Genomic DNA, 19,530 nt, shown 5'->3' with positions numbered 1-19,530 from the left:
TGTAGGGGCGGGTTTTACGATTATTGTTTCTGACCTAACCCAGATTTGACTAAACCCGCCCTGACTGAGTGATAAAATAGTTACAGGTTTGTCATCAATACCAAAATGCTTAGGGCGCTAAAGCGCAACTACGAACTTAAGAGCGCTGGAATCGGAACGCTTCAATCGACTGAGCGGTGAGGAATATGCCCAGAAAGATATAACTAGCAAATAAAATAAGACTACTGGTATCTAGAACACCCCGAACTAAATTGGTATAATTCTCCATCAACGATAAATAACCTAACGCTTCCCCAAAAGCACCACCGATAATATTAGCAATTAAATCAATTACCCAGAGGAACAATATCAAAACAAATGTGAGGAAAGCTGCCAGGATTGAACTATCGGTTAACGAAGAAATAAACATTCCCAGGGAAAGCACTGATGCGGCGAGTAAAATTAATCCAGCATGGGCTAATAAAGGAACCCACGGTTGAATGGGTGGATTGGCGGCATTCAAGGCGATCACTTCATATAGGAGTAACGGTAGCACCATAATCGTAAAAAAGGTTAGCACACCTAATAGTTTTCCCAGGGCTACCGCCCAATTCGTCACTGGCGACGTTGCCAGCAGTTCTAACGTTCCCCGCTTCCGTTCCTCCGAATAGAGTCCCATGGAGAGGATGGGGAGAACAAATAAAATTAGAGACCCCATAACACTCAAAAACATATTCAAAAACTCATAGGCTACATCCACAGGGGGTGTCGGCATTCCCAGTTGATCGCGTTGCGCTACTTGCTGAATAATCCCATCGGGACTTAATAGAATCCACACGAAAAAGAACCCCGACAATAGCCAGAAAAACCCAGCCACTATATAAGCCAAAGGTGAAGCAAAATAGCCCTGCAATTCCTTGCGAAAAATTGCCACAATATTGCCAAAGAGTATACGCATTAACGATCTTCTCCTGATTGGGGAACGTCTGACTCAGGGACTTTTGATTCAGGGACTTGGGATTGAGAAACATTGGATTCAGGAACTTCTGATGGAGAATCAGAGATAGGCGATTCAGCTAAATTGTTCCCTGTCTCTATTTCCAGGTTCTCCGCCCTCCGTTCCTGAGTCGTCAGTTCTAAAAAGACATCTTCCAGGGTAGCGCGAGTGCGGCGCATTTCATGCAATCCGATCCCAGCGCCCACAGTTACAGCCGCAATATCTCGTCCCGGATCAGTACCCGGTACCGTCACAATCCGAATTAAGGAGCGATTTGGGGGTAACTGTTGAGTGGGGACAATTTCGACTAAGCAGACTCCCTGCAACACTTGTAATAGCTTTTGCAGTTGAGTTGCATCCCCATCCACTTCTAACTCATAGCCCGCCCCTCCCGTCAATTGCGCCATCAGGTTTTCTGGGCTATTGGTGGCGACGATTTTACCTCGGTTGATAATCGCCACCCGACTACAGGTCATGCTCACCTCTGGCAGAATATGGGTAGACAGGATAATCGTATGTTCACCGGCAAGGCTTTTGATCAAGTTGCGGACATCAATAATTTGCCGAGGATCGAGTCCGACGGTGGGTTCATCTAAGATAATCGCAGGTGGATCATGAACGATCGCTTGAGCAATTCCCACTCGTTGACGAAATCCCTTGGAGAGTTTGCGGATCAAGACTTTGCGCTTCTCTACAAGGTTACAGCGTTTAATTGCCATCTTCACCCGCTTAGTGCGATCGCCTGCGGATACCCCTTTGAGACGAGCGACAAAGTACAAGAACCCCTCAACCGTCATTTCTGGATAAAGGGGAGGGGTTTCCGGTAAATAGCCGATGCGTTGGCGCACCGCCAGAGAATTTTCATGGACATCATACCCAGCAATTCGGGCGGTTCCACTGGTGGCAGGTAAATATCCGGCTAAAATCCGCATGGTAGTTGTTTTCCCCGCACCATTGGGTCCGAGAAATCCCAGGATTTCCCCCGGTTCCACCTTAAAACTGACATCCTGAATTGCTGGAGTGACGCCATAGAGCTTGCTCAGACGATCCACTTCGATCATAAAGATTCCACTGGAGAGGATAGATATTTTTTAGGCTAACGTTTATCAATCATACATAGTCCGACTACTGATCAACTGTAGGGGCGGGTTTAGGGAATCTGTAGGGGCGGGTTTAGGGGCTAAATTCAGATATTCACCACTAACGGAACAACAAAACCCGCCCTCCCCACCATTAACGGAACAACAAAACCCACCAGATTACTAACCGCGATCGCACCTCAAAAATGTCGGGGTAAAAGATTTGGGCAGGGCGGGTTTTGGAGAAAGGTGATTGGTGACTCCGTTAATTTTGTCCCTAAACCCGCCCCTACATTAGATTTCCTGTCCCGATATCCGATTTTCTAACCTGAACCCGATCACCTGCGGATACAGTCATTGAGTATCACAAATGCCTGGATGATTTGGGTCGTTTTTGCCATTTTACCAAGGCTATTTTACCTCAAAGGAATCTACTCCTAAAATAGCAACCCTATCAGCTTCTACTCTGGCGATAGCTTTATCTGTTGTAATTGGCAAATAGCCTTTAGAACTTGAAGCAACTTCATAGACGATTCAGCATCCGTTAAACTTAGGAATGGCAGCAACTGATAGGTTGGCGAATTCCCTGTCTGGATATAGACAAACCGATACAGTTCTCCATTCGTGACTAAACCCCAGACTGACTCTTGAGACTCTAAGCTTTTATAAGCATACGTCAGCAATTGGGGTAAGCCTGTTGATGGAGAAACCGCGCTATTTTTTGATTCAATAACTAAGACCCAAAACGGGACATGATCTCTGGGCTGTCGAGCTTTATTAATTGCCAGGATATCAAATCGACCTGTGATTAGGGTGTCTTCAGCCGTAATGGTAATCCGGGAAATTCCTTCTTCAACAGCAATTTGTAAAGGATAGCGATAGAACCCAGCTAATCGTAACAGAGGACTAACCGCAACCAATTTAACCTGACCTTCTGAAGCAGTGGCTGAGGTAAGATGATTGTCAAATTCATGGCGAGTTTGCTCAACTTGCTGCTGTTCAAACTCGGTTACAGGTTCGAGAGATAATAATGATTCAAATGAGGTACTGTACTGTTTGTGAAAATTAAAAAGCTGATGAACATCATCTAAAGTTAAGTTTTTGGCATTGAGCGTCGTCATGGGTTTAGAATGGCAGGAAATAAGTTGGAGTGCATGTCAATTCCAGATGACATGGAATGCTGGAGTGTCAATTCAGCCGCTAAAATCTATCAGGCTTTGTCGATAAAACTCTGGCATTCCGGTATCAAAATATTGTCCTTTGACCCAATATCCCATCAATCCCTCCTCTTGGCGTAATGTATCCAGACAAGTGGTTAACTGAAATTCCCCCTTATAGCGCTGATTCTGGTTAATACTTTCAGCCAGCATCTCAAAGATTTTCGGCTTGAGGACATACATACCAAAAATCCCTAAAAACCTATCCTCCGCCATCCCTTCAACACGCAAGTGCGATCGCGCATAGTCAAGATCCGGTTTTTCACAGACTTGTGTCACCGTTAAAATAGAATTCATCTTCTGCCAAACCCCAGTCACACAACCCGCTTTATGGATAATCTCGGCAGACATTTCTGTCAAACCAATCACACTTTGATCCGTTTTTTCATAAATTTCTAGCACCTGACGAGAACAAGGAATTTCGGTATCGGAAGTATAAACATGATCGCCAAGTAACAGTAAAAAAGGCTCTTGATTCACCCAATCCTTGGCACAGAACACCGCATGACCATAGCCTTCTTGCTCATCCTGGGTTAAGATAGTAATCCGCTCTCCTAACTCTTGCAGATACTGACAATAGTCCTGATTTGCATCAGAGAGTTTATCCAAAAGTGCCTGTTTCGGTGGAGTTTTAAAGAACGCCTCAAAAATGGCGCGATCGCTCGGTTGTACCACAATCCCGATTTCTTCGATACCACCGCGCCTTGCTTCCTCCACAATCGCCAAAATTACTGGCTTCGTCCGCCCATCGCGATCGATAATTGGAAATAGTTCTTTTTTCACCACCTTTGTGGCTGGAAACAAGCGAGTACCAAATCCGGCGGCGGGAATTACGGCTTTACGAACAATCTGACTGGACATAATCTAAATTATGAATTATGAATCAAGATAAGACAATCTATTTAAAAAATTAGTTTTAATCCTTGATGATGCCATTGACAACTACAAACGCACTCAAAGAATGGGCTGTTGCCGTTGATGCCTTAGAACAGGGTAAGACGATTATGCTACTGCGTAAAGGCGGCATTCGGGAAGAAAACAATCGCTTCCACGTCACTTACAATCCGGTTTTACTTTATCCTACCTACGAACATCAACAGCCTCATTTACTCAAACCCGATTATGCCTCTCAGGTAACACCCGTCACCTCAGGTTGGCATCCGCAAACGGTACGGATTGGCAGTTGGGCAACCATTACCGATATTTTTCAAATCAGCACTCAAGCCGCAGTAGACGCCCTGTTACCCTACCACATCTGGAATGAACAATTTGCCAGTGGGCGTTTTAAATGGAAGCCACGTCAACCGTTGTATGTTCTCCTACTACGAATCTACAAGCTTCCCTCGGTTCAACGTATACCCTATCGTTCTGAATACGGCGGCTGTCGTTCTTGGATTAATATAGCTGAACCCATTTCTCTAGAGGGTGCTGTACCCGTTGTTGATGATACCGACTATAGCCAGCAAACGGCACAAATCCGTCAGATTCTGGAGTCAGGGTGTAGGGTGTAAGCATGAAATTCTTCAAGAGGCTCAAAAACCTAATAGTCCAGTAGTGCCGTGGCACAGCTTATTTGATGAATTAGAATTACGCCCGGAAACCGTAGGGGCGCAAAGACTTGCGCCCGATTCAATGGTCAAATCTATTCCACAATTTTAACTGTGCCACGCCAGTAGTAAAGGCTTTAGCCCCTAATTTCTTATGTTTTTTGAGTTTATAGCTAATCTACCCAATTAGGTGTGCCACGGCATAGGCTGATTGAGAATAGTGCAAGATGTGAGTCAATGAACAATCAACACTGAACAATAAACCCAAAATACGCATTAGATCAAACTCAGTAGCGCCACCGAGCGCGATATCCTCTCACATCAATATGGGTAAAAGAGCTAGCACTGGCTAATCCACCCCGATTTCCCCACCAGGATTCTAGGCGCTGATTAACTTGGGGTGGGGAGATTCCTTGAACCACAAAATCCACCGCATCACCCACTAAATGCCTGGATTTTGTTGCCCCTCCGACTTTACGATTAGTTACTGGATCACGATACCAAGAATTTATAGTAATCGGACGAGCGCCCAAATATTCTCTCACTTCTTCCATCACATGAGCCACTCTCAAAATCCCCTCAACCACTTCATTATTCACCGGAATCCTTGAGCCATTCATTGTCGCTTCCGCCCAACTAAAGTGTCCACCTTCGAGAATTGGATTGCCTAGATAGACTGTTCCTAATTTGGGTACGGTGATGGGACGTCCTTTATTGGGTGAAGCAATCTTAGTTTCGGGTTCTTCTGCTTTATCGCTGGGACGATTATTCGGTTCAGTTCCTTGAATTTCGATATGTTCTTTGAAAACATACCAATCACTCTGATTATTCTGCCCTAACAAAACCCCATCCGGTAAAAGGACTTTGACGTGTCCTCCCTCAGAGGGATCATCCTCAATAATTTCTAGGTGAGTCCCCCCTTTTACCGTGATTTTTTCTTCGGGTTTGAGTCGAAATGATTGATCCGGTCGCGCTTTAAATACTGTATCGGATAAGACCTTGATTTTAATGCCTGTTCCTGGTTTAGGGATATCAATGATTTTTTGGGATTGGAGATAGTAAACAATCGCCGCTGCTCCAATGGTGGTTGATGGATGCTTCAGAACAGTGGTACCCCCCCAAACCCACTCGGATTGATCTCCAACTCCATGTCTAAATCCATTCCACAAGTCAAACCCCCACAGATAAGCACCGAGGGTGCGAGTTCGGGCTTTATGGAACTCCTTAGCCAATAAAATTTCTGTCACTTTTTTCACAAATAAGTCAGGTTCGCGGAGGTTCCACTCACTGTAGTGAAGAACCGCTGCAAACCACCATGGAATGCCTGTCGCTTGTTCAACGGTTTCATAGTGTTGTCGCAGATCCTTCATGCGCTCAACAATTTGCTGAACTTCGGATTCTTGTTCTTTTTGTAAGCTACAGGTCAAGAAGGCTTTTTCGTAGTCAGGTAAGAGTGTCTTGAGGCGAAAGTCCATAGTTGTGTTTAGCCCTTTTGGAACAATTAACTCTAGTTAATATTTTACTCTGCTCTAATTTAGTCTGGTACGGCTTCGGGGGCGTAAACGTCCCTTTTGATGAGGATTTCAGCGTTTTTAGGGGATGATAAAATTACGCCCTTCAGCAAGCTGTCATGCTTTTGATTTGATAGGTAAGGTTGGCGTGAAAGTAGACGGAGAGAGGGTTTTAGGGCTACTTGCAAAAGTTAATACAGTACGGTTTTCTTTTGTCCGACTACTTATCACACCTTTTTTGTCAGACTAACGCTGAAAAATGACTCCGTTATCACTATTCTTTTTTTAAAGCTCCTAGTCCCCACAAACAGATACCATATATACCTAAATAAGCCCAAAGTTCTAATTCACCACTAACTAGCAACCAAGTCATCACTAAAGGAAACGTGATGGCTAGCATAATCACGGCAGTATCATAGTCTAAATTCATTGCTTTTATGTGGATACACCATGCTATTTTTGGCATCTAAATTGCTAATACTAAGATAGCAATACTAATATAGCTTACGGTTTTCCTTTGTCCAAGGAGATTGGGTGGAAAATGGAGGGTGTGGGGAAAATCTCCTGATGGGATGACAAGTATAGCGGTACTAAGACAGGTTAGGACATTCTTTACTGTTCCCTGTTCCCTGTTCCCTGTTCCCTGTTCCCTGTTCCCTCTTGGACTAACTGATGTCCTAACATATCCTCGTAGTGCTATAACTTGAAGCGTGGTAGTTCACACCAATTGCTGAATTTGTTCTGGGGTGATCTGCTCAACATTGCCAAAAACTTGAGCCGCCCCTGCTTTTTTTAAGGTTTGTTGATAAGCCTCACGGCGTTCTGCTGTTTCCTGAACATGGGGCGGGAGAACACCAACACCAACCCAGGTTCTGTCTGGATGAAGAGTTTGGGCTGCTTTAACTGTGTACATATCTGCCACGGTATCTCCCACATAGATGGTAGGCAATGGTTGCTCAATGTGGTGCTGTTGCTGAAGCTGGTTAATTACTGCTAATAATCCTGTTGGATCAGGTTTACCGGGGGCATCTTCCATCGCCACGAGTACGGGGGCTGGCAAACCGAGACGTTTTGAAAGAGCGTAAAGTGCTTCATTTCGCGTCGCCCCACTAAAAAAGCCCCATAAAATATCGGCTGAGGTTAGATATTCAAGATAGTTGGGGTTGAGGAGTAATGGTTCATCACAGATGTATCCTGTCCAATGATTTGGATCAGCGCCTCGGTAGCGAGCATTAAAAAAGGCAATCAGGTTATCATAATCTAGGGCAACCTGCGATCGCGCCTGACCTTGCTGCTCAAAGTGGCGATAGATAAGCTCTCGTGAGGCTTCCCAATCGTTGTTCCATAAGCCTTCGGATTTGAGGTGGTCAATCTCAACAGAAGACGGGCGATACACTCCGGCGGTAAAATGCTCGACTGTATCCGCGATCGCTCTCCGGTAAGAACCACTCACATCCCGGATGACACCATCAATATCGAAAACGGCGATCGCTAGTCTAGACCCTGATTTTGTTCTTGCTTTTAAAGTTGTCAATGTAAATACCCCCACGACTAACTCAGTTGCTTAAGTCGTGCAGTTTCATCCCCCGGATAAATCACGAGGGCTTTCACCTTTGCTATCCTGTAGAATGATTGATTGTACATTAAGTATAAGATACCTGATCTATTGTTGGAGGTTTGTTTGTCTAAATTTATCTTAAAAGTTCTCTGGTTAGAAGAGAATGTGGCACTCGCCGTCGATCAAGTCGTGGGTAAAGGAACTAGCCCGCTGACATCCTACTTTTTCTGGCCCCGGAACGATGCTTGGGAGCAAATCAAAAACGAACTGGAAGCCAAACATTGGATTAGCGAAATGGATCGCGTTGAGTTGCTCAACAAAGCCACTGAAGTGATTAACTACTGGCAAGAAGAAGGTAAAAATCGTCCCATGAATGAAGCTCAGGCAAAATTTCCAGAAGTCACCTTTACAGGTAGCGCCTAGGGGATGAAGCGGAGCTAGGGGAGCTGGGGGAGCAATGTAGAGACGTGCCATGGCACGTCTGGGAGCTGGGGGAGCTGGGGAAAAAAACCCATACAAAATAGCGAGTAATACCAAATCCGATGACCCAAACCCCTTTATCCCTGGGATACTTTTTCCTTCTACCCATCCTGACTCCTGCTGCCTTCTCCTATACAAAGGAGCTATCCAGACGTTAGTTAGCTGGATAGCTCCTTTATGTTTCAAGGGCAATGCTCTATCCCATCAAACCATACCACCCGCCGCTTGAAAGCGAGCTCTTGCTCTCTTTAAAGCTTGCGTGGCTTGAATTTTTTCTTGCCGATTCTCACTGGTTTGGACTTGGTTGAGACGCTCTTGGGCTTGAGAGAAAGCTTCTCGTGCGGCTTCCTTGTCAATCGTCTCTCCTTGTTCCGCCCCATTAACGAGAATGGTTACTTCATCATTTTCAACTTCGGCAAATCCGCCCATGAGGGCGATGGGTATCCAGTCTTTACCCGGACGAACTCGCATTACACCAATGTCCAGTGCTGACAACAGGGGGGCGTGACCCGTCAATATACCCAGTTGACCCGTCGTACTGGGCAAAATCACTTCTTCGGCATTAGAATCCCAGACAATTTTGTCGGGAGAAACAACTCGAACAGTTAAGCTCATCGAAACTCCTTTGAGTCCCAAACCCTGTCTTGATCAGACAGCTTTACAATTAAATGCTGGTTTTTAAATGGAGATAATCCCAGGAACCAGCTCGCCCTGTAATAAGTCCCTTCGCCTACCCAGTCCAAGATGTCTTGGCATTACCCAACGCCTAACCAATTAGGCTTAGAGATAGTCCGAACTAGGGAAGTATTCAGAAGTCTGTGCCAGAACTAGGCTCAAAAAGCTATTCACCGCTTACATTGTCCAAACTGGCGTCAATCCTTGTCCCTTTTAGGGCAAGGTTGGTGAATAGTCATCAGCTTAGAACAGCCTCATGACTAATGACTCGAAACACGGAAGGGATTAACCTTTCATCTTCTCAGCTTTAGCGACCACTTGATCAATATCACCAACCAGATAGAATGCCTGTTCGGGCAGGTCGTCCAATTCTCCATTCAGAATCATTTGGAATCCCTTGATGGTTTTGTCAAGAGAAACGTACTGACCGGGCAATCCTGTAAATACTTCCGCCACAAAGAAAGGCTGAGACAAGAAGCGCTCAATCTTCCGCGCCCGCGCCACCGTCAAACGGTCATCTTCGGACAATTCATCTAAACCCAGAATCGCAATAATATCCTGGAGTTCCTTGTAGCGCTGTAGGGTTGACTGAACCGCACGCGCTGTTTGGTAATGTTCTTCACCCACAATACTGGGTTGGAGCATCGTTGATGTAGAATCTAGGGGGTCTACAGCAGGGTAGATTCCTTTGGATGCTAAAGCACGAGACAATACAGTTGTCGCATCCAGGTGAGCAAAGGTGGTTGCTGGTGCTGGGTCGGTTAAGTCGTCGGCTGGGACATAGACCGCTTGAATCGAGGTAATTGATCCTTCTTTGGTTGAGGTAATCCGCTCTTGCAGTTCACCCATTTCTGTACCCAATGTGGGCTGATATCCCACAGCCGAAGGCATCCGACCGAGGAGTGCAGATACTTCTGAACCCGCTTGCACGAACCGGAAGATGTTGTCGATGAACAGCAGCACGTCCTGCTTGTTGACATCACGGAAATGCTCCGCCATCGTCAGCGCCGCTAGACCGACACGCATCCGGGCACCGGGGGGTTCGTTCATCTGACCGTAGACCAGCGCCACTTTAGATTGGCTGAGGTCTTCTTCGTTGATAACCTTTGACTCTTTAAATTCGTTGTAAAGGTCGTTTCCTTCACGGGTGCGTTCGCCCACACCACCAAATACCGACACACCACCGTGAGCTTTGGCAATATTGTTGATCAGTTCTTGAATGATAACGGTTTTACCAACACCCGCTCCACCAAATAAACCAACTTTACCACCTCGACGGTAGGGTGCCAGCAAGTCTACAACTTTAATCCCCGTTTCAAAAATCGACGGTTTGGTTTCCAGTTCGGTTAGTTTGGGCGCAGAACGGTGAATGGGCGATCGATCTTCGGTATTGACCGGACCCAATTCATCGACAGGCTCACCTAACACATTGAAAATTCGTCCCAGGGTAGCACCGCCTACGGGAACACTAATGGCAGTGCCAGTGTCTACGGCTTCCATCCCTCGAACTAAGCCATCCGTACCACTCATGGCAACGGCTCGGACTTGGTTATCACCGAGTAACTGCTGCACTTCACAGGTTACGGCAACATCCTGTCCTGCTGCATTCTTACCTTCAATTCTCAAAGCATTGTAAATCCGGGGCATTTTGCCGCCAGGAAACTCAACATCGACAACAGGTCCGATGATTTGAGTAATAACGCCGGTGTTTGTTTTTTCTGTGGTGGCTACCATGCTTGCGTCTATTATATTCTGGGATAACGAGTGTGCTTCTGACTTCATCAAGCACTCAGGTGACAAAGGGCTTGCTATTTCTAGAAGCCCACACTATGTATGCTCCATCGAGTCAGTCTGTGGAGTTGTCACAGCTTAAGAGCTTAACAATACCGCTCTCTAGATTACCACTTATGGGTATCGCAAACCCAGTAGCCCGCGAGGAACTAGCTAATCGCATTCAGTGTTCTTGTAAGTGAGCTTTCTGTTTGCGTCTAATCATTGTCCGAACCCCTAAAGTTGCCACTCCCAGCAATCCGAGTAAGCCGGATGGTTCTGGCACACTCTGGGGTTCTGGGTCATCGGGGGGAAATAAAGTTCCAGGATCGGTTACGGGGTCTTCTGGGGGGGATTGGGGTTCATCGGACGGATCATCATTCGGTTGAGTATTTAGTTGGGGATCTTTTGTGCCGAGGGACTTGCCTTTGACGAAGACAGCAGAGTCCAGTTGACCATCCGCCACATCCCAGATTTTTATTTCGATAGTGTTTCTGGCATTTTTATTGAGTAGACCTTCAAAGGTCAAGATTTCTGTGTAACCATCCAGCTTAGTATTGACTGGGGAGCCTTTTGGATTATTGATATAATCAGGATGATAGGAGGAAGAATCTTCACGATTAGGAATCAGATTGTTAATCGTAACTTCCTGCCCATCAGTCAGCAGAGCCAAGTTTTGTCCATTTAATAGTAGCTCAAAAGAGTCGTTAAATTTAGCATCTTGTTCAGGATCTCCTCCGAACTCACGAAACTCTTCTGAGCCAAATACGTACTCAAAAAATAGCTTTTCCGCTGTCTCGTCAGCGTCGAAGCTGAGTTCTAGGGTCATCTTATCCCCTCGTACTCCTGCCTGAGGGTTTTCTTCAGAACCTACAGGCTCGAAATCAGTACTTAAATCATTCGGAGGTTCACCCCCTAAAAATTCTATTCCTCCATCTTCCTCGTTTTCTCCGGGTAAATCTTCGACTTTACCCGTACTCAATACGATGCCCTCATCCAGACCGAAGGGATCATTGCTAAACAGACCAAAAGCTTTAGTATTCTGTGTGTCTGGATTGTCATCATCTAGCTCTAGAGCAAAGTTAGTCAGTCCGGTCGTATCCCCTAACAAAGAATACAGAAGTAAATCTGTATTACTCGTTGGCGTGATTGTAAATGCCATCGCTGGCAGTCCCCCCAAGCTCAGAAGAGCCGTTGTTGCAATAGTGGTCGTTGTCGTCTTGATTGGTAGAAGCCCCATTGTTTTTCCCTCCTTCAAGGAAAATAGTTGCATACTCGTCTAGTCCATTTCAAGCTCTATGGCTTGTCTTCACAGAAATAATACACTAATGTAAAGTTATGTTAAAGCTCTAGTTATAGAGAGTTTTCTGGTTATCCTCCATTTTACTATCTAAACAAAATAATTGATGGATCGCCTCTAACGTTGAGCAGAAACCCATGGGGATCAGAAACCAACGGAAATTGTAATAGATTAGTATTTACAGCCACCTTGTCTGAGGAGTATTTGTGGAGGACGGTGGTTCAGTATTAAAACTGTATGCTAAAAAGACGTGATTTAGCACATTGATTTCCAATAATAATATTTTATTTTACGCTAGTGCCTAGTGCCAGAAGGCAGAAATAAAACTACGTCACTATCATGCACAAAGCAGTTATCATTTGTCCCGGTATTCACAATTCACAGTTGACACAAGAGTTTTTAGCTGGGTTACAACGCTGTGACTCTGGCAATGTAGGGCGTGTTCAGCAACTATTACTTTTTCCCAGCCACGAGTATCCTGCTTATTCAGCGATTCATATTTTGAACTATTTACAGCGTCATCTTACTCTAATGAACACCTCTGTTACTTTTATCAGTTTTAGTGCAGGAGTAGTTGGTGCGATTGGTGCAGCATGGGGATGGCAGATGCTTGGGGGAACCGTGAAAGCGCTGGTGGCGTTGGATGGGTGGGGTGTACCCTTATATGGAACGTTTCCCATTCATCGGCTGAGTCACGATTATTTTACCCACTGGAGTTCCGCCTTATTGGGAAGTGGTGATAGTAGGTTTTATGCTGACCCCCCAGTGGAGCATCTAACGTTATGGGAAAAGCCGGATAGCTGTCCAGGGTGGGGGATACAACCCCTTAAGAATGGGGGAGAATGGCGACGTTATCTGACGGCAGCTGAGTTTGTGGTGCAACTGTTGTCGGATTAACCGTTTTTGTCTAAGACAAAATAGCGAGCGAGACGCTCGCACTACATACAACCGTTCCCTGTTCTCTATTCCCTCTTGGGATCAACTGATGTTCTAACTTCTCTCCGCAGCACTATATTTTATTCATTCCAATTGATTGACCGGAAACGCTCCCGGTTTCACGAGAATCGTTTTCGTTTTCCCCTGACGATTCACTTCAATATCGAGATTCGCGCCCACTTCACTCGCTTCTACTTCTTCTTGTACATCCGAGGCAGTTTTAATCGGTTTTCCGCCAACTTTTTGAATAATATCACCCGGTTCAAGACCCGCTTGTTGAGCTGGGGAATTAGGAACGACGCGGACGATTAAGACGCCTTGATCTTGAGTCACCTTTAAACCCGCATCTTGATCCTGATTAATTTCTTTGCGTAACTCTGGAGTCAGCGTTACCATCTGAATTCCCAGATATGGATGGTCAACCCGACCTTTTTCAAAAAGCTGTTCAGCAATGCGTTGAGCGGTTTCAATGGGGATAGCAAAGCCCAATCCTTGAGCATTGGCACGAATCGCCGTATTAATTCCAATGACTTCACCATTGGCGTTTAATAAGGGTCCGCCGGAATTTCCAGGATTAATTGCTGCATCGGTTTGGATAAAACTAACTCGTTTTTCTGGAACCCCAACCTGAGAACTCGATCGCCCTAAAGCGCTAATGATGCCCACCGTTACCGTATTATCCAAACCCAGAGGATTCCCGATCGCGATCGCCCACTCCCCAGGAATCAACTCATCAGCGTTACCCAAGCGGACGGTGGGCAAATCTTCCGCCTCAATTTTAATAATCGCCACATCGGTTACCGGATCTGCCCCTAACACCCGACCCTCTAACGTCCGCCCATCTTTCAATGTAACCTTGACGATATCCGCCCCATCGATCACATGAGCATTGGTAATAATCAGCCCATCTGACTCCAGAATAAAACCCGATCCCGTTCCCCGTTCCACACGAGGTTCCGGAACAGGCATCTCATTGCCGAAAAAGCGGCGGAAGAAGGGATTTCTAAACGGTTCGGGAACCTCTTGGCTGAGCTGACGCGCCGCATCAATCCTCACCACCGCTGGTCCAACTTGCTCAACAGCTTGGGCAATAAAATTAAGATTGGCGGGAGCGGGACGGTTGGAGCGCCGAGGTGGGGATAAGGGTTCCAATACCGCAGGCACTGCTTCTGGCGGATTGACTCCTTGGGTTTCAGCCATCAGGTAGCGACTACCTAAAACCCCTGCTCCACCGCCTAAGCCTAGCAAGGTCAGATAAACGGTTAGCTGCTTTAACGATAAACTCATGGTCTTGGAAACGGGTAGTTTTTGCAGGGGGTGACAAGCGCGATCGCAACTCGCCCATTATGCTGAGTTGCTGCCTTTAATTGTACAACCTTCCTTTTCAGAGTGCCTCAGCTTCCGTAGCTTCCAGACGTGCCATGGCACGTCTCTACATTGCTTCCCCTGCTTCCCCCGTTTCTACTGGGGAGAACTCATAGAGACATGAGTATGCTGTCGCAGCGGAATTTCGATCACAAACTCACTGCCTTGCCCCGGTTCAGAATTACACTGAAGATATCCTCCATGTTTTTCCACGACAATCTGATAGCTAATCGATAACCCCAAACCTGTGCCTTTTCCGACAGGTTTCGTGGTGAAAAACGGATCGAATAGACGTTGACGCACCATCTCAGTCATCCCCGATCCATTGTCAGTAATGCGAACCACCACCCATTGATTCACCAACAATGATTTTGCCTGGAGTTTAGGACGCTTCACCTCTTTAATCGCCGTCTGAATCACAATCGTGGGATAAGGACTAGAGGATTGTCCATCAGACAACTGGGCTTGAGCATTTAACTGCCTCAACTCTTCCAGCGCATCAATGGCATTACTCAGTAGATTCATAAACACTTGGTTGAGTTGTCCCGGATAACATTCCACCGAGGGTAAATCCCCATAGTCCTTCATCAATTGCACCTCAACTAGACCGGGCGTCGCTTTGAGCTGATTTTGTAGAATCAACAACGTATTGTCTAATCCCTCATGCAAATCCACTGATTTCATTTCCGCTTGATCCAAGCGGGAGAAATTCCGCAACGACAGCACCAAGTTGCGAATGCGATCGGCACCCAGTTTCATCGAGTTAATCAGTTTAGGCAAGTCAGTTTTGACAAACTCTAAATCAATGTCCTCAGTCGTTTCTTGAATTTCGGATACAGGCTGAGGATAGTGCTGTTCATAGAGTTCCAGCAAACCCATCACGTCCTGAACATACTGAGAAGCGTAAGCAATATTTCCGTAAATAAAATTAATCGGATTATTAATTTCATGAGCCACCCCCGCAACCAGTTGTCCCAAAGACGACATTTTTTCACTCTGAATCAACTGACTTTGATAAGAATGTAGCTGCTGGATCATGCGTGTGAGTTCGCGGGTTTGTTTTTTCAACTGGGCTTCACTTTGCCGCAGGGCTGTTTCTACCCGTTGGCGTTCTAGAATATCCTGTTGAAGCTGGACATTGGCTTGAGTAAGCTGTGCTGTGCGTTGTTCAACTTGAATTTTCAATTGGTCATGGGATTTTTGCAGGGCTAACTCCGCTCGCTGACGCTCCCCAATTTCGTGGCGTAGCCGTTCATTGGTCTGGGCTAATTCCGAGGTTCGTTCTTCCACCGCCTGTTGCAGTAGTTCGATTACCCCATACATTTCCACGGGGTTAAGCACTTGCAGTAGGCTGGTTTGGGAAACGATTCCCACTAATTCTCCCTGATTGCCGCGAACGACCAACCGTCGCACCCGATGCTGCTGCATTTGTTCATGGGCGAGCCACAAGGAATCCGAGGGACCTAGACAAAATAGGGGTGTACTCATCACCTCTTGAGCCTGTAGGCGCGATAAATCTAGTTCTAGTGCCTGAAACTGCACAATATCGCGTTCCGTGACAATACCCACGGGAATCAGGGACTGAGAATAAAGTATTGGACATGAGCAAGAGACTTTAGTCAAAGGAGCAGAACATCCGGCTGGCGTTAGGGTGGCTTGTTCCCCAGGCTGAATTTCCGAATCTCTGACTTGAGTAATCACCACGCAACTGACTTGATGCTCTGTCATGAGCTGGGCTAACTGTAACACTGACGTGGTTACGGGTGCATGAATCACCGTTCTGGTCATGACATCTTGCACACAGCGCAATCGCGTCAGCAGGTTAACGGGTTGCAACGCTTTGCGAATACTTTCATGGGTAACAATTCCCATGGGTTGCCCTTGTTCATTGACAATTGGCAGGTGACGAATCCGATGCTGGCGTAAGAGTCCTAATGCGGTAAAGATATCGTGAGACGGCGACGGTTGCAGCGTAATCGCGGGTCGGGTCATAATTTCCGAAATATTGACTCGGCTTAAGGGAAGACCCGCTGCTGCTAACTTAACAATATCGCGCTCAGTAAATACGCCAACCAGTCGCTCTCCCTCCATCACCAATACACAACCTGCTGCCGTATCCGCAACTCCAAACACAGTGTCTTCTTCCTGAGACAGACAGGAAATTTGCGGGAGATTCGCTGGGATGTGACTCATGTCAGTTCCTAACACTTGGCTGGGTAACCGACAACTGCGAAATCGACTCATGAGCGCCAAGACATCCACCAGAGGACTATCTGGTGCGACGGTCAAAAAATTGGCATCAATTGCTGGTTCTAGAGCTAAGGAATGAAACGGCAGACCACTAGGCTGCATGAGCAATGTCTCTGGGGTGAGTATTGGCGTAGCTAGGCAGAGTTATAGCAAAGGTCACTGATTCGCTCAAACTTGACAGATTGGCTTTGTTCGGGTAAACCGATTTGATAGCTATGACAGCTATCTGCCTGCCAAGGAGAAGCATCAGCTAGGAAATATGAGAGTTGCACCCTGGAAGTCTTGAGAACTTCAGTTACTTGGTTTTACTGGCAATTTTACGCTGTTGTTTTCCCTTTTTCCGTCTATTTTTTTTAAGGCTGCAACAAATCATTACATTTACTGTAACAAAATTTTACATTTAGATCTCGTGGGTCAGGTAGGCATTCTCCGGCAGTTGATCACGATTGAGAGGATGATTGACTCAATGCCCCCTTACCAAAGAATTTTGGCGGTTCGTTTAAGGTATAGACTTGAGTTTCCGAGGCGATCGCACGACGGATATAGGCAGGGGTTTGTAACAGTCCTAATAACGCCACACCGTCGATTAGGCGCAAGCCCCCCGTTGTCTTGTCTTGCAGGTGTTGGTCAACGGTAGCCGGATTGGGTTGAGAATCAATGGCTTGGGCAGACGCGATCGCAAATCCCCAGGGTTCACCGTAGGTGGGGGTGTAGCAACAATAGGAGTGTATCTGTGGAAAAACAGCATTTAAGGTGTTCACTAGACGAGCATGGGCTTTGACCGCGAACGTTCCCACCGGTCCAGCTTGCAGGACTAAAAACCCATTGGGTGTGAGAACGCGCTGAACTTTCTCAAAAAACTCTTTGGTAAACAGCTTATAGGATGGTCCTTCTTCAATCGGATCAGACAAATCGGAGATGACAATATCCCACTGCTGTTCCATGTTGTCTAAAATCTCTAGAGCGTCACCAATAACCAGTTGAGTTCGAGTATCATCAAAGGCATTTTGATGCATTTCTGGCAGGTGTTGTCGGCAAGCCTCCACAACCTCACCATCAATATCCACCATCATCACCTGCTCAACGGTTTTCCAGCGCAGGATTTCGCGTACCGTTGCTCCTTCACCCCCGCCCAATACAAGAACACGACGCGGATTAGGGTGACTAATCATAGCGGGCTGAACCAAGGCTTCATGATAAATAAACTCATCCCCTGTACAGGATTGCCATTTACCGTCTAAAACTAAGCCTTTGCCATAGGCTCCTGTTTCCACAATATACATTTCCTGATAGGCTGTTTTTTTATAAGCTAAAACCTTGGTAATCCCGTGAATATAGATATCCCAAGGTGTGATATACTCGCTTATCCACAAATCGGCATCAACCTGACTACCAGCCATACAGTCTCCTTCTTCCTAATTACACAAAATTACACCGATCGTCATTATTACAGAATTGACATCCTCCCCTACTTAAGCCATCTCGCTATGCTCGATGTCTTTGAAGTAGGGGATTCCAACACCTTGCGATGCTGGGTTTCTGCTTCGTCCCGTGCCAAAAGCGAGCATCGTGACCGATACTCCCCGTCGCTTCCAGTCCACAGACATTTTCTACTACCGTCTGCCCGACGGCTGCTATTCCACGATTTCTGATTTCTTGAGAGCTGGCTACATCTCTTGTAGTTTTGTATCCACACTCATGGCAATGGTGAAATCTGATATCTAAAGTTTTCTTGCCTGTATGTGTACCACAGTTAGGACAAGTTTGACTTGTACCATCCTTGTTGACTTTGGCAAAATACACATTACGGCGAAAACACACCCATTCAAGAATACTGACAAACTGACCAAAACCAGCATCAGCACTGTGTTTTGACAGCATTCCTCTTTGCCAACTAACAAAGTTGATATCCTCAACAAATACCATGCCAGCACCATCGCAAAGATGATGGCTTAATTTATAGTGCCAGTCCTTTCTGGTGTCAGATATTCGCTGATGTAGCCTAGCTATTTTTTGGTTTAGCTTATGTCGATTATTTGAGCTTTTTTGCTTATTCTTTAACCTGCGTTGTAGCAATTTAAGCTTACGCTGCATGGTTTTCAGGAATCGAGGTCGCTTAATCTCTTCACCGTCACTAGTAGCTACAAATTTGTCGTAACCCAAATCTAATCCTCGCGGATGACCGTGAGGCATGGGACTGGGAACATGGACATTTAGCTGTAAAGACAGCATGACAAAGTAACCAGATGCTTTTCTAACAACCCTTGCTTGCCTGACTTCAAACCCTTCTGGAATTGGTCTGGACCCTCGCCATTGAACCCATCCCAATTTAGGGAACTTGATCGCATCATTTCTAATTGGGTCTTTCCCTAGCTGAGGAAAAACAAACGAACGCATCCGATACTTATTTTTGAAGCGTGGAAAACCGAATCCCCTGGTTTTCATATCATCCCATGCTCTATCCAAGGTTCTTAGTACCTGTTGTAGAACCTGAGAATGAACTGTTTTTAGTTGAGGATATTGGTTCTTAGCTTCTGTGAGCTGTTTGGCTGATAAGTGATAGTTAGGAAAAGGTTCATTGGCTGAAATGATGTACTCAGATTGAATCGAACAAGCATTAACAGGTGACTTACGAGAGTTACACCAATCTTTACGCTGACGAAGCGCAAAATTCCAAACAGAACGACATACATCTAGCGTTTGCTCGATGGTGGCAATCTGTTCGGCTGTTGGTTGTAACTTGTATTCGTAGGTCATTGTCAGCATGAAAACATGATAACTTACATGAGCTATAATGTTGTGTCAAGTTTTCATGTATTTGCTTATCTCATCCCCATCGAGGGGAATCGATAAGCTTGAGGGAGTC

19 protein-coding genes are annotated in these 19,530 nt (G+C 46.0%); 4 read left to right on the top strand and 15 right to left on the bottom strand.

All coding sequences use genetic code 11. The annotated features are described in order from the left end of the window. Positions 1-136: 136 nt before the first annotated feature. The 4 genes from RID53_RS14105 to RID53_RS14090 form a co-directional block, all read right to left on the bottom strand. Complete coding sequence (locus RID53_RS14105; RefSeq protein WP_446388702.1) at positions 137-937, bottom strand: ABC transporter permease; 801 nt, start codon at positions 935-937, stop codon at positions 137-139. After that, entirely contained in the window at positions 937-2,037 is a 1,101-nt protein-coding gene (locus RID53_RS14100; RefSeq protein WP_446349212.1) for an ABC transporter ATP-binding protein, read from the bottom strand. The genes RID53_RS14105 and RID53_RS14100 overlap by 1 nt, the downstream gene beginning before the upstream one ends. A 479-nt stretch (positions 2,038-2,516) precedes the next feature. After that, a complete protein-coding gene (locus RID53_RS14095; RefSeq protein ID WP_446388701.1) occupies positions 2,517-3,176 on the bottom strand; it encodes a restriction endonuclease subunit R in 660 nt (219 codons plus the stop codon). 72 nt (positions 3,177-3,248) lie between these two features. Continuing rightward, entirely contained in the window at positions 3,249-4,133 is an 885-nt protein-coding gene (locus RID53_RS14090) for a sugar phosphate nucleotidyltransferase (RefSeq protein WP_446388700.1), read from the bottom strand. 68 nt (positions 4,134-4,201) lie between these two features. Between RID53_RS14090 and RID53_RS14085 the strand changes: the two genes are divergently transcribed. Next, entirely contained in the window at positions 4,202-4,783 is a 582-nt protein-coding gene (locus RID53_RS14085) for a DUF1802 family protein (protein WP_446388699.1), read from the top strand. 323 nt (positions 4,784-5,106) lie between these two features. Here RID53_RS14085 and RID53_RS14080 read toward each other — a convergent pair whose 3' ends face one another. The 3 genes from RID53_RS14080 to RID53_RS14070 form a co-directional block, all read right to left on the bottom strand. Further along, a complete protein-coding gene (locus tag RID53_RS14080) occupies positions 5,107-6,294 on the bottom strand; it encodes a D-Ala-D-Ala carboxypeptidase family metallohydrolase (protein ID WP_446388698.1) in 1,188 nt (395 codons plus the stop codon). 310 nt (positions 6,295-6,604) lie between these two features. After that, entirely contained in the window at positions 6,605-6,760 is a 156-nt protein-coding gene (locus RID53_RS14075) for a hypothetical protein (protein ID WP_006103253.1), read from the bottom strand. 288 nt (positions 6,761-7,048) lie between these two features. Then, the gene (locus tag RID53_RS14070) at positions 7,049-7,864 is read right to left on the bottom strand and encodes a TIGR01548 family HAD-type hydrolase (protein WP_446388697.1); all 816 of its coding nucleotides are present in this window, start codon (positions 7,862-7,864) and stop codon (positions 7,049-7,051) included. A 147-nt stretch (positions 7,865-8,011) separates the two neighbouring features. Here RID53_RS14070 and RID53_RS14065 point away from each other — a divergent pair, with 147 nt between their 5' ends. Both RID53_RS14065 and RID53_RS14060 read left to right on the top strand, forming a co-directional pair. Then, positions 8,012-8,311 carry a 30S ribosomal protein PSRP-3 gene (locus RID53_RS14065; protein WP_446388696.1) on the top strand — a complete coding sequence of 100 codons (300 nt, stop codon included), beginning with the start codon at positions 8,012-8,014 and terminating at the stop codon, positions 8,309-8,311. A 49-nt stretch (positions 8,312-8,360) separates the two neighbouring features. Continuing rightward, a complete protein-coding gene (locus tag RID53_RS14060) occupies positions 8,361-8,597 on the top strand; it encodes a hypothetical protein (RefSeq protein WP_446388695.1) in 237 nt (78 codons plus the stop codon). On the opposite strand, the gene atpC is transcribed toward RID53_RS14060, so the two are convergent. The 3 genes from atpC to RID53_RS14045 form a co-directional block, all read right to left on the bottom strand. After that, complete coding sequence (atpC, locus tag RID53_RS14055) at positions 8,573-8,983, bottom strand: ATP synthase F1 subunit epsilon (protein ID WP_446374764.1); 411 nt, start codon at positions 8,981-8,983, stop codon at positions 8,573-8,575. The genes RID53_RS14060 and atpC overlap by 25 nt on opposite strands. A gap of 345 nt (positions 8,984-9,328) precedes the next feature. Then, on the bottom strand, positions 9,329-10,777 hold the full coding sequence (gene atpD, locus RID53_RS14050; RefSeq protein ID WP_446388694.1) for a F0F1 ATP synthase subunit beta: 1,449 nt from the start codon (positions 10,775-10,777) through the stop codon (positions 9,329-9,331). Positions 10,778-10,997: 220 nt separating this feature from the next. Further along, a complete protein-coding gene (locus RID53_RS14045; RefSeq protein WP_446388693.1) occupies positions 10,998-12,053 on the bottom strand; it encodes a choice-of-anchor L domain-containing protein in 1,056 nt (351 codons plus the stop codon). A 399-nt stretch (positions 12,054-12,452) separates the two neighbouring features. Here RID53_RS14045 and RID53_RS14040 point away from each other — a divergent pair, with 399 nt between their 5' ends. After that, on the top strand, positions 12,453-13,010 hold the full coding sequence (locus RID53_RS14040; RefSeq protein WP_446388692.1) for a hypothetical protein: 558 nt from the start codon (positions 12,453-12,455) through the stop codon (positions 13,008-13,010). A 123-nt stretch (positions 13,011-13,133) separates the two neighbouring features. On the opposite strand, the gene RID53_RS14035 is transcribed toward RID53_RS14040, so the two are convergent. From RID53_RS14035 to RID53_RS14015, 5 genes are all read right to left on the bottom strand, one after another. Next, positions 13,134-14,336 carry an HhoA/HhoB/HtrA family serine endopeptidase gene (locus RID53_RS14035; RefSeq protein ID WP_446388691.1) on the bottom strand — a complete coding sequence of 401 codons (1,203 nt, stop codon included), beginning with the start codon at positions 14,334-14,336 and terminating at the stop codon, positions 13,134-13,136. A 174-nt stretch (positions 14,337-14,510) separates the two neighbouring features. Continuing rightward, positions 14,511-16,766: a CBS domain-containing protein gene (locus RID53_RS14030; protein WP_446388690.1), complete on the bottom strand. Its 2,256-nt coding sequence runs from the start codon at positions 16,764-16,766 to the stop codon at positions 14,511-14,513. Positions 16,767-16,798: 32 nt separating this feature from the next. Further along, complete coding sequence (locus RID53_RS14025; protein WP_446388689.1) at positions 16,799-16,936, bottom strand: hypothetical protein; 138 nt, start codon at positions 16,934-16,936, stop codon at positions 16,799-16,801. A 168-nt stretch (positions 16,937-17,104) separates the two neighbouring features. Next, a complete protein-coding gene (locus tag RID53_RS14020) occupies positions 17,105-18,064 on the bottom strand; it encodes a fused MFS/spermidine synthase (RefSeq protein ID WP_446388688.1) in 960 nt (319 codons plus the stop codon). An 85-nt stretch (positions 18,065-18,149) separates the two neighbouring features. Continuing rightward, positions 18,150-19,421 carry an RNA-guided endonuclease InsQ/TnpB family protein gene (locus RID53_RS14015; protein WP_446388687.1) on the bottom strand — a complete coding sequence of 424 codons (1,272 nt, stop codon included), beginning with the start codon at positions 19,419-19,421 and terminating at the stop codon, positions 18,150-18,152. Positions 19,422-19,530: the final 109 nt, after the last annotated feature.

Source organism: Coleofasciculus sp. B1-GNL1-01 (assembly GCF_040220235.1).
Taxonomy (GTDB): Bacteria; Cyanobacteriota; Cyanobacteriia; order Cyanobacteriales; family Coleofasciculaceae; genus Coleofasciculus.
The sequence above is the reverse complement of the archived record's forward strand: the minus strand, read 5'-3'. Positions and strand labels throughout refer to the sequence as shown.